The organism is Streptomyces sp. NPDC086077 (assembly GCF_040686175.1).
Taxonomy (GTDB): domain Bacteria; phylum Actinomycetota; class Actinomycetes; order Streptomycetales; family Streptomycetaceae; genus Streptomyces.
Genome location: NZ_JBFBJT010000199.1, coordinates 1 through 10,312, shown reverse-complemented (window position 1 = coordinate 10,312; position 10,312 = coordinate 1). Strand labels below are relative to the sequence as shown.

10 protein-coding genes, 1 tRNA gene and 1 pseudogene are annotated in these 10,312 nt (G+C 69.1%); 5 read left to right on the top strand and 7 right to left on the bottom strand.

What is annotated here, in order from left to right; all coding sequences use genetic code 11:
- The 4 genes from AB0O67_RS34050 to AB0O67_RS34035 all read right to left on the bottom strand — a co-directional run.
- Window positions 1-512 (bottom strand): hypothetical protein (locus tag AB0O67_RS34050; protein WP_365458832.1); only part of this gene is annotated, 512 nt, incomplete at its 3' end.
- Window positions 513-1,365: 853 nt separating this feature from the next.
- Window positions 1,366-1,439 (bottom strand) — tRNA-Pro (locus AB0O67_RS34045).
- 32 nt (window positions 1,440-1,471) lie between these two features.
- Window positions 1,472-2,266 (bottom strand): Pr6Pr family membrane protein, encoded by a 795-nt coding sequence (locus tag AB0O67_RS34040; RefSeq protein ID WP_365458829.1) that lies wholly within the window; start codon window positions 2,264-2,266, stop codon window positions 1,472-1,474.
- 114 nt (window positions 2,267-2,380) lie between these two features.
- Entirely contained in the window at window positions 2,381-3,307 is a 927-nt protein-coding gene (locus AB0O67_RS34035; RefSeq protein WP_365458826.1) for a metallophosphoesterase, read from the bottom strand.
- A 94-nt stretch (window positions 3,308-3,401) separates the two neighbouring features.
- Between AB0O67_RS34035 and AB0O67_RS34030 the strand changes: the two genes are divergently transcribed.
- Window positions 3,402-3,866 (top strand): GatB/YqeY domain-containing protein, encoded by a 465-nt coding sequence (locus AB0O67_RS34030; protein ID WP_365458823.1) that lies wholly within the window; start codon window positions 3,402-3,404, stop codon window positions 3,864-3,866.
- A gap of 114 nt (window positions 3,867-3,980) precedes the next feature.
- Here the strand turns inward: AB0O67_RS34030 and AB0O67_RS34025 are convergent, their stop codons facing one another.
- Window positions 3,981-6,284 carry a transglycosylase domain-containing protein gene (locus AB0O67_RS34025; RefSeq protein WP_365458820.1) on the bottom strand — a complete coding sequence of 768 codons (2,304 nt, stop codon included), beginning with the start codon at window positions 6,282-6,284 and terminating at the stop codon, window positions 3,981-3,983.
- Between the two features lie 418 nt (window positions 6,285-6,702).
- Here AB0O67_RS34025 and wblA point away from each other — a divergent pair, with 418 nt between their 5' ends.
- Window positions 6,703-7,041, top strand: a complete 339-nt coding sequence (wblA, locus tag AB0O67_RS34020; protein WP_167529677.1) for a transcriptional regulator WblA — start codon at window positions 6,703-6,705, stop codon at window positions 7,039-7,041.
- A 48-nt stretch (window positions 7,042-7,089) separates the two neighbouring features.
- Here the strand turns inward: wblA and AB0O67_RS34015 are convergent, their stop codons facing one another.
- Complete coding sequence (locus AB0O67_RS34015; protein WP_365458816.1) at window positions 7,090-8,448, bottom strand: ArsA family ATPase; 1,359 nt, start codon at window positions 8,446-8,448, stop codon at window positions 7,090-7,092.
- Complete coding sequence (locus AB0O67_RS34010) at window positions 8,445-9,422, bottom strand: ArsA-related P-loop ATPase (protein ID WP_365458813.1); 978 nt, start codon at window positions 9,420-9,422, stop codon at window positions 8,445-8,447. The genes AB0O67_RS34015 and AB0O67_RS34010 overlap by 4 nt, the downstream gene beginning before the upstream one ends.
- 107 nt (window positions 9,423-9,529) lie before the next feature.
- Between AB0O67_RS34010 and AB0O67_RS34005 the strand changes: the two genes are divergently transcribed.
- From AB0O67_RS34005 to AB0O67_RS33995, 3 genes and pseudogenes are all read left to right on the top strand, one after another.
- Window positions 9,530-9,691: a DUF4177 domain-containing protein gene (locus AB0O67_RS34005; protein WP_003975360.1), complete on the top strand. Its 162-nt coding sequence runs from the start codon at window positions 9,530-9,532 to the stop codon at window positions 9,689-9,691.
- A complete protein-coding gene (locus AB0O67_RS34000) occupies window positions 9,688-10,155 on the top strand; it encodes a RidA family protein (protein WP_365458809.1) in 468 nt (155 codons plus the stop codon). Before AB0O67_RS34005 ends, AB0O67_RS34000 begins: the two co-directional genes overlap by 4 nt.
- Before the next feature lie 69 nt (window positions 10,156-10,224).
- Window positions 10,225-10,312, top strand: a pseudogene (locus AB0O67_RS33995) (NUDIX hydrolase); the annotation flags it as partial.

The window sequence follows — 10,312 nt, the reverse complement described above, 5'->3', positions numbered from 1 at the left end:
ACCCCGCCCTTCACGGCGATCTTGACGCCGCGCTTGGCCGCTTCCTTGGTGATCAGCCGAGCGGCGTCGGACCACTTCTTGTCCGACAGCTTGTTCATGATGGCGGAAGTGGCACCGCCGAGTCCGCCCAGCCCCACAGCCTTCAGCAGGCACTTGCCGTAGCTGTCCTTGCTCGCGGCGGCAGCACGCAGCCCGGACGACGCCTTGGAACTGCCGGCCCCCGCACGCTGCGCGGCGATCTCCGCTTCCACCGTGTCCGCGAACTCCTTGCCGAACTTCGCTTCGGTGGCGGCGCGATCGAACGCGCCGTTTTCGGCGGTCAGTTCACCACCGAATATGGCCTCCAGATACGTGGCCATTTCGTCGATCTGCTGCTCGGAGACCTCCTCCGTGGATATCGAGGCGACAGCCGGACCTTGGGTGGCGGCATGGGCGGTGCCGATACCGGAGAAGGTGACGGCGGCCGCGCACACCACAGAGACGAGCGCCGCACGACGGCGGAAGGTCTTCACAACTTGCTCCTTGGTCAGAGAGAGTCGGGGACTCATGCCCCATCAATTCGCCGAGCGCGCGCGCACATTGGTCGTCTGTGCCGTAGTTCCCCCACGCGCCGAACGAAGATCAACTCAATCACAAGGGACATGCCGGCCCAAGCCGCGGGCACGGAATTGAGAAAGATCTGAGCTTCACTTGCGGTTCTTCGCTGCGCCCCCATTTGAGCCGCCCACCAAGGGAGTTGTCGACGGATTGGCCCCGGAGCCTTCGCGGCCGCGCCTCGAATTCGTCGTTCGCGGCGCCGCTACGGGCAAGCGCCTGGCGTCGGCCGTTGGCTCTACGGGAAACGCCAACGGCGCCGAACGCGCGATGCTGACGACTGGTTGGAGGACAGGGCCGCAGTACCCGCCACTCCGGAAGCGTGCCCCGGCCGAGCAAGGCACTGAACCTGAAGCAGGCCAAAGCGGCGCTCGTCGCAGCGCGAGGCTCGGCCCCTCACCTGGGACCACGTCTTCCTGCGAGACGCAGCCGACGGCATCGCGCCGCACGTCGCCGTGTGGCGCTCCGTGCGGGAGCACGGCGAGACGAAGACCAAAAGAAGCGCCGACGGGCCATCGCTCTGCCGAAGTAGGTGGTCGACGTCCTCCCAGAGCACCCGCGGCGGCAGCGGCAGCAGCAGGAGGCGGGCGGGGAGGGGACGGAGTGGAGCCGGACGGTCACGGCAGCCAGGCGACGACCGAGGCCGTCCGCCGCCGACAGCGAGCCGTGATCAGTAAGGCCAGGAGGTGATCAACTTCGTTGGACCCCTGTTTGCCCCCCGAGCACGACAAAGGGCCAATCGCGATCATGCGATTGACCCTCTGACCAGCGTCGGGGTGGCGGGATTTGAACCCACGACCTCTTCGTCCCGAACGAAGCGCGCTGCCAAGCTGCGCTACACCCCGATGTCGCTGCTGTCGCGGCGACGACGTTTACTTTAGCCCACTGGTGGCTGGAGACGAAATCCGGTTTTGCCGTGGTGGCGGACGGGGTTCGGACGGGCGTGGTCGAGGGCGACCAGGAGGACGGCCAGCGCGTAGATGGACAGGCCCAGGAGGAGGGCGTTGCCCAGGACGCTCTTGTAGCCGTGCTGGTCGACGTCGAGGAAGGGGTAGAGATAGTGGCCCGGCGTGCCCGGGAGCAGGTACTCGCCCCGGATGAAGGAGAAGGCCAGGTAGGCCATGGGGTACAGCAGCCAGGTGCTGGCCTGGCGGAGGTGCAGGCGGCCGGGGGGCGTGAGGAGGAGCCAATCCAGGACGGCCGCGATCGGGACCGCCGTGTGGAGCACGTGATCGGCGATGGTCTGGAGCAGCGCCGACGTCGTGGCACCTGTCATCGTGCTGGTCATCGCGTAGGGGCTCGGCGCGTTCGCCAGGAGCAGATGGTGGACCAGGGCCGTGACCACCACGTACAGGAGTGCCGCTCCCGTCAGCGAGGAGCGCAGCGGGCGACGGGCCGTCCACGCCCGGCGGGCCGAGGCGACGAGCACCAGGGCCAGCAGGATGCTGCTCTGGATCGTGAAGTGGCTCAGCACGCGCGGCGGGCTGCCGAGGACCAGGAAGATCGCCACCCCGGCCGCCGCCGTCGCCGCGGTGAGGAGGCGGAAGGCGGCGATCAGGGGTCGGCGTACGGGGGGTACCACCGCCGTGGCGGGGACCGGCGAGGGCAGCAGCGCGGGGATGCCTGGGATCGCGGGGAGGTCCGGGATGTCCCTGGGTATCGGGGCGGTCATGCCCTCACGCTAAGCATGTAGGGCAAATGGGGCATATCGGGTGGGCTGTGTGGGTTACGCCGAAGCCCTGCCGGCCTCGCCGACAGCGGGGCTGACCTGGCGCTTTCCGTGGGGCTACTCCCGCCCCACCAACGTCAGCAACGTCGCCTCCGGCGGACACGCGAACCGCATCGGCGTGTACCGGTTCGTCCCGCACCCCGCCGACACGTGCATGTACGACGTCCGGCCCTCGGACGTGTGCGTCGACAGGCCCTTCACCCGCTCCGTGTCCAGGTCGCAGTTGGTGACGAGGGCGCCGTAGAAGGGGATGCACAGCTGGCCGCCATGGGTGTGGCCGGCCAGGATCAGGGGGTAGCCGTCCGCCGTGAAGGAGTCCAGGCTGCGCAGGTACGGCGCGTGCACCACGCCCATCGAGAAGTCCGCGTCGGCCGACGGACCGCCCGCCACCTGCACGTAGCGGTCCCGCTTGATGTGCGGGTCGTCCACGCCGGTCATCTCGACCGTTGCGCCGTCGATCTTCAGCATGCCCCGCGTGTTCGTGAGGTTCAGCCAGCCCGCCGCGTCGAAACCGTCCCGCAGGTCCTCCCACGGGTTGTGGACGACGCCGACCGCGGGCGCGTTGCCGTTCAGCCCGTGCCGGCCCTGGGCCTTCTCGAACAGGTAGCGGGCGGGGTTGCGCAGCTTGGGGCCGTAGTAGTCGTTGGAGCCGAAGACGTACGCGCCCGGGAACTCCATCAGGGGGCCCAGCGCGTCCAGCACCTCCGGCACGCCCTGCGGGTCGGAGAGGTTGTCGCCGGTGTTGATCACGAAGTCGGGGCGCAGGCCGGCCAGCGAGCGAAGCCAGCGCTGCTTCTTGCGCTGGCCGCTGACCATGTGGATGTCGGAGACGTGCAGCACGCGCATCGGGTGCATGCCCGCGGGCAGCACGGGGACGGTCACCCGTCGCAGGCGGAAGGAACGGGCCTCGAACCCGGCCGAGTAGAGGAGACCGGCGGCCGCGACCGCCGTGATGCCGAGGGGTACTCCGTATCGCGCGCGCATACGACCATCGTGTCAGACCCCGCCGGGACCCCGCGTCCGACCGCCCCCTAAATCAACGGGCGTCCGGTTGTGCACACCTGCGACAATCGACGTCATGACCACGCTCAAGTCGAAGCTGCAGGAAGACCTCAACGCCGCGATCAAGGAGCGCGACGAGCTCCGCTCCTCGACGCTCCGGCTGACGCTCGCCGCGATCCAGAAGGAGGAGGTCGCCGGCAAGGAGAAGCGCCAGCTCTCCGACGACGAGGTCCTGAAGGTGATCACCAAGGAGGCGAAGAAGCGGCGGGAGGCCGCGGACGCCTTCGCCCAGGGTGGTCGCGCCGAGTCGGCCGAGCGGGAGAAGGCGGAGGGTGAGGTGCTCGCCACCTACCTGCCCCGGCAGATGTCCGACGAGGAGCTGAACGCGATCGTCGCCCAGGCCGTCGAGGAGGCCAAGGCGGCCGGCGCGGAGGGGCCGCGGGCCATGGGCGCGGTCATGAAGATCGTGAACCCCAAGGTCGCCGGCCAGGCGGAGGGCGGCCGCGTCGCGGCGGCCGTGAAGAAGATCCTCGCGGGCTGAGCCCGGCTTCCGGTACGGCGATGGGGGCGCCCCTCCTGAAAGGGGCGCCCCCATCGCCGTACCACCGCCTACGGGCCTACGGCTGCCGGCCGGCGACTACCGCCGGCCCTGCCCTCACGGCCAGTTGCCACCGCTGCCGTTGCCGTTGTTCCCACCGTTGTCCCCGCCCTGGATCCAGCCCTCGGGGAGGGAGAAGGACGGCTTCGGGTCCGGCCCTCCGTCCGTCCCTCCGTTGATCAGGCCCTCGATGAGGCCGCCCTGGTCGTCACCGTTCCCGTTGTCGTTGTTGCCGTCACCGCGGCCACGCTCGCCGTCACCGTCCTCGCTATCGCGGTCCTTTTCGGGTTCCGGGAGGTCGATGTGGTTGAAGGACGCCGCCTCCTTGCCCGTGAGGGCGCCGGTCATGGCGTCGCGCCAGATCGGGCCGGGGACGCGGCCGCCGTAGACCTTGTCGTGGTGGACGCCGCCGATGTTGATGTTCTCCATCTGGACCTGCTGGGTGGCGCTGCCGACCCAGACCGCGCCCGCGAGGTTGGGCGTGTAGCCGACGAACCAGGCGTTCTTGCGCTCGTCCGTCGTACCCGTCTTACCCGCGCTGTCGCGGTCGGTGAGGCCCGCCTCCTGGCCCGTACCCGAGTCGATCACGCCGCCCAGCAGGGCGTTGATGGTGTCGGCGGTCTTCTCGGACATGGCCCGTGAGCAGGTCGACTTCGGCACCTGGAGCGACTTCTGCTCGTTGCCGATCTTCTGCGTGATCGACTCGATGGCGACCGGCGAGCAGTACGTACCGCGCGAGGCGAAGGCCGCGTACGCGGTCGCCATGGTCAGCGGGGAGATGCCCTTGGAGCCGAGGGCGATCGCGGGCACCTCGGGCATCTTGTCGCCGTTGCCCTGCACGACGTGCAGGTTCTCGGTCATCTTCATGACCGGGCAGAGGCCGATGTCCGAGATCATCTGCACGAAGTAGGTGTTGACCGACTTGGCCATCGCCTCCTCCAGCCGGTACGGCCCGACCTCGGACTCGTCCTCGTTCTCGACGGTCGCCTTCTTCGGGCCCGTGTTCAGCCACGGCTTGCCGGAGCACGTCTGGACCGGGCTCGGGTAGTCCATGTCGTAGGGCGACGAGTACTCCTGCGAGGCCGGCCGGCCCTGCTCCAGCGCGGCCGCCGCGACGAAGGGCTTGAACGTCGACCCGGTCGGGAAGCCGTAGTTCGAGCCGCCCCAGGCGGAGTCGACCGAGTAGTTGTACTCCGTCTCGTTCTTGCCGTAGCCGTACGCCTTCGACTGCCCCATGCCGAGGATCTTGCCGGTGCCGGGCTCGACCAGGGTGGTCGCGGCGGCGACCTGGTCGTCCTGGTTGACGTGATCCTTCAGCGAGGCCTGCACCGACTCCTGGGCCTGCGGGTCCAGGGTGGTCTTGATGGTCAGACCGCCCTGGTTCCAGATCTTCGCGCGGTCCTCCTTGGTCTTGCCGAAGACCGGGTCGTTGAGGAAGACCTTCTCGACGTACTTGCAGAAGAAGCTGGCGCCCTTGACGGCGGTGATGCAACCGTTCTGCGGCCGGCTGACCTCCAGCTCCAGCGGCACCTTCATCGCCTTGTCGGCGTCCGCCTGGGAGATGTCGCCGACTTCCACCATGCGCTGCAGGACGATGTTGCGCCGTTTGGTGGCCTCCGCCTCGTCGTTGACCGGGTCGTACCGGCTGGGCGACTGGACGATACCCGCGAGGAGGGCTGCCTCCGGGAGGGTGAGGTCCTTGGCGGACTTGGAGAAGTACCGCTGCGAGGCGGCCTCGACGCCGTAGGCCTGCTGGCCGAAGAACGTGATGTTCAGGTAGTTCTCGAGGATCTTCTTCTTGCCGAGCTCCTCCTCGACCTGGATCGCGTACTTCAGTTCGCGGATCTTCCGGCCGAGGGTCTGCTGGGTGGCCTGCGCGACCTTCGTCGGGTCGTCCCCGGCCTCCTCCACGAAGACGTTCTTCACGTACTGCTGGGTGAGCGTGGACGCGCCCTCGGCGACGCCGCCGCTCTGCGCGTTGCGGTTCAGGGCGCGCAGCACACCCTTGAGGTCGACCGCGCCGTGCTGGTAGAAGCGCGAGTCCTCGATCGCGACGATCGCCTTCTGCATGTACGGCGAGATGTCCTTGAGCTCGACCACCGTCCGGTCGCGCGAGTAGACCGTGGCGATGTCGTCGCCGCGCGAGTCGAGGATGGTGGTCCGCTGGCTGAGCGGCGGGGTCCGCATGTTGGCGGGGAGCTCGTCGAAGCTCTCCACCGATCCCTTCGCCGCGAGGCCCAGCGCGCCGACGGCGGGCAGCGCGATGCCGGCCATGACGGCTCCCGCGAGCACACTGACACCTAGGAACTTGGCGGCCTGTTGCGTTGGCGACAGACCACCGCCCGAGCGCTTCTTTGGCATGAGGGCAGCCTACGTTCTCATTCGCCGGACACGCGTATATGCCTTGGCCTAAGCTGCTCTCAACTGTCACAGCAGTAGGGCTACGTATCAATACGTCCGGCGACCCCGAATCGTTCCGGATCCCCTCGGCCTTTTTCGCCGAGGCGTGTTGGGCGGGTGCCCGAATCGGCCTTGAGTGTCACTTGGCGTCCGTTGTGGCGCAACTGAACCGTCCCCATTTGCCGGGATTGTCGCGCATGTCGCAGGCTCACTCCCCCGGGTGATCTGCCGCTTACGCATAGTCCGTTCGGGCCATTCAAGATTGGGCCCGCTGGGGGTGTTGCGCCGTGCCCACCTTCCGTAACGTCCTCAACTGGCGGCGGTGAATATGCCGCTGCCGCCGTGGGGGAGCCTCGATTCGGGAGAGGACGGCGCCGGTATGGGCTGGGTAACCGACTGGAGTGCGCAGGCGGCCTGCCGCACTACCGATCCGGATGAACTGTTCGTTCAGGGAGCAGCGCAGAACAGGGCCAAGGCGGTGTGCACCGGATGTCCGGTACGCACGGAATGCCTGGCCGACGCGCTGGACAACCGCGTCGAGTTCGGCGTGTGGGGAGGAATGACCGAGCGCGAGCGCCGCGCACTGCTGCGCAGGCGCCCGACCGTCACCTCCTGGCGCCGGCTCCTGGAGACCGCGCGGACGGAGTACGAGCGGGGTGCCGGCCTGGTGCCCCTCGACGACGACGAGGTGTACGAGAACTACGCGGCGGTGAGCTGAGCGCCACGGGGCTGAGGACTGCGGGCGTCCCCTGCGGGGAGCCCGCCCTCAGACGTCTTCGACCGGCAGCTCCGGCCGGTGGGCCGCGAGCCGGTCGCCGATGTTCCGCAGTCCCGTGAGGTCGTGCACATCGCCCGGCAGCGCGGCCACTTCGACCACCGGCACCTCGGGGTGCAGCGAGGTGAAGCGGTCACGCGTGCGCTGCTCGCGGGCGATGAGTTGCATACGTTCCGCGTGCAGCCTCAGCAGGCCTGCGGTGAGCTGGTCGACGGGGCGCTGCGAGGTGTGCTCGTCCGTGACGACGGGGGAGTCGTCCTCGTCCGTGGCGGTGGGGGAGCCTCCGCTGCGAGCCGGCGCCTCGGAAGCGGGTGAATCTGAACTGCCGTACGTGTCGGGAGAGTTACGAAGTCCAGCTTTCCCGTCCCCCTGATCGACAATGCGGGGCTCTTCAAGATTTTCCGCGGCGGCGAGCGCCCGCTCGGCCGACAGCCGGTCGGCGCCGCTGCCATGGACGCGGTTGAGCACCAACCCGGCGAGCGGCATGTCCTCGGCGGCCAGCCGCTGCACGAAGTACGCGGCCTCCCGCAGCGCGTCCCGCTCCGGGGCCGCCACGACCAGGAACGCCGTCCCGGGTGCCTGGAGCAGCTTGTACGTCGCGTCCGCGCGCGTGCGGAACCCGCCGAACGTGGTGTCCATCGCGGCCACGAACGTCTGGACGTCCTTCAGCAGCTGACCGCCGAGCAGCTTGCCGAGCGTGCCGGTCATCATCGACATCCCGACGTTCAGGAACTTCATCCCCGCCCGGCCGCCCAGCTTGGCCGGGGCAGTCAGGAGCCGGATCAGCCGCCCGTCCAGGAACGACCCGAGCCGCTTGGGCGCGTCCAGGAAGTCCAGCGCGGAGCGCGAGGGCGGTGTGTCGACGACGATCAGGTCCCACTCGTCCCGGGCCCGCAGCTGGCCCAGCTTCTCCATCGCCATGTACTCCTGCGTGCCGGCGAAGCCCGCGGACAGCGACTGGTAGAAGGGGTTGCCCAGGATCGTCGCGGCCCGTTCGGGGTCCGCGTGCGCCTCGACGATCTCGTCGAAGGTGCGCTTCATGTCGAGCATCATCGCGTGCAGCTCGCCGTCGCCCTCGACGCCCTTGACCCGGCGCGGGGTGTTGTCGAGCGAGTCGATGCCCATGGACTGCGCCAGCCGCCGCGCCGGGTCGATGGTGAGCACGACGACCTTGCGGCCGCGCTCGGCGGCCCGCAGGCCCAGTGCCGCAGCCGTGGTGGTCTTGCCGACCCCGCCCGACCCGCAGCACACCACGATGCGGGTCTTCGGGTCGTCCAGCAGCGGATCGACGTCGAGCACGCGCGAGGGGGAGAGACGGTGGTGCGCCGATGTGGGGTCGTCCGGACTCATGAGATGTCCTGCTTCCGCAGCTCGGTGGCCAGTTCGTACAGGCCCGCCAGATCCATGCCCTCGGCGAGCAGCGGCAGTTCGTGCAGGGGCAGGCCCAGCTCGGCCAGGACGGCCCGCTGTTCGTGCTCCAGCAGATACCGCTCGCCGTACTCCTCGGCCTGCGCCACCAGCGGGTCCACCAGCTTCTCGGCGTTCTGCCCACGGCGAGCCCCGCCGAGCCCGGCGGCCGACAGCGTCCGCGCGAGATCGGCGCGCGGCATCGTCCGTACGAGGTCCAGGTCCGCCGCGTCCAGCACCTCGGGCCGCACCATGTTCACGATCACCCGGCCGACCGGCAGGTTCGCCGCCCGCAGCTCGGCGATGCCGTCCGCGGTCTCCTGGACGGGCATCTCCTCCAGGAGGGCCACCAGGTGGACGGCGGTCTCCCGGGACTTCAGCACCCGCATCACGGCCTGCGCCTGATTGTGTATCGGGCCGATCTTCGCGAGGCCGGCGACCTCGTCGTTGACGTTCAGGAAGCGGGTGATCCGGCCCGTGGGCGGAGCATCCATGACGACGTAGTCGTAGACGAACCGTCCGGCGCGGTCCTTGCGCCGGACCGCCTCGCACGCCTTGCCGGTCAGGAGCACGTCCCGCAGGCCGGGCGCGATGGTGGTGGCGAAGTCGATCGCGCCGAGCTTCTTCAGGGCCCGTCCGGCGCTCCCCAGTTTGTAGAACATCTGGAGGTAGTCCAGTAGGGCCAGTTCGGGGTCTATGGCGAGGGCGAACACCTCGCCGCCGCCCGGGGCGACGGCGATCTTTCGTTCCTCATAGGGCAGCGCCTCCGTTTCGAAGAGCTGTGCGATGCCTTGTCGGCCCTCGACCTCGACGAGAAGCGTCCGCTTCCCCTCGGTGGCCAGAGCCAACGCTAGGGCGGCGGCGACCGTCGTCTTGCCGGTCCCGCCCTTGCCGCTGACGACCTGGAGCCTGCTCACGTCTTCGAGCGTAACCAGTTCGCGCAAAAAGCAATCGGCGGCCTGTGGACAACCCTCACTCCGGTCGGCCGCGAAGGCCGCCGCCGCCAGCGGATACAGTCGGCCCCATGACCAAGTGGGAATACGCAACCGTGCCGCTGCTCGTCCATGCCACGAAGCAGATTCTGGACACCTGGGGCGAGGACGGCTGGGAGCTCGTCCAGGTCGTGCCCGGACCGAACAACCCCGAGCAGCTGGTGGCCTACCTGAAGCGGGAGAAGCAGGCGTGAGCGCGGTCGAGGCGAAGCTCACGCAGCTCGGCCTGACGCTGCCGGCGGTCGTACCGCCGCTCGCCGCCTACCAGCCGGCCGTGCTGAGCGGCCCCTACGTCTACACCTCCGGCCAGCTCCCCATGGTGGAGGGCAAGCTTCCGGTCACCGGCAAGGTCGGTGCGGAGGTCACCGCGGAGGAGGCCAAGGACCTCGCCCGCATCTGCGCCCTGAACGCGCTGGCGGCCGTCAAGTCCGTCGTCGGCGACCTGGACCGGATCGCGCGCGTGGTGAAGGTCGTGGGCTTTGTCGCCTCCGCCGCCGACTTCACCGGCCAGCCCGGCGTCGTCAACGGCGCGAGCGAGCTCCTCGGGGAGGTCCTCGGCGAGAAGGGCGTGCACGCGCGCAGCGCGGTGGGCGTTGCGGTGCTGCCGCTGGACGCGCCGGTCGAGGTCGAGATCCAGGTGGAGCTCGTCCAGCCGTAGCCGCCCGGCGATCGGCGAGGTGATCACTGCCTCTCGAACATCCGCTCACCACGGGATAGCCTCGCGCCCATGGCGAACGGTCAGTGGTACCCCCCGGAGTGGCCGGACCGGATCCGCGCGCTGGCGGCGGGCTCGCTCACGCCGGTGACCCCCAAGC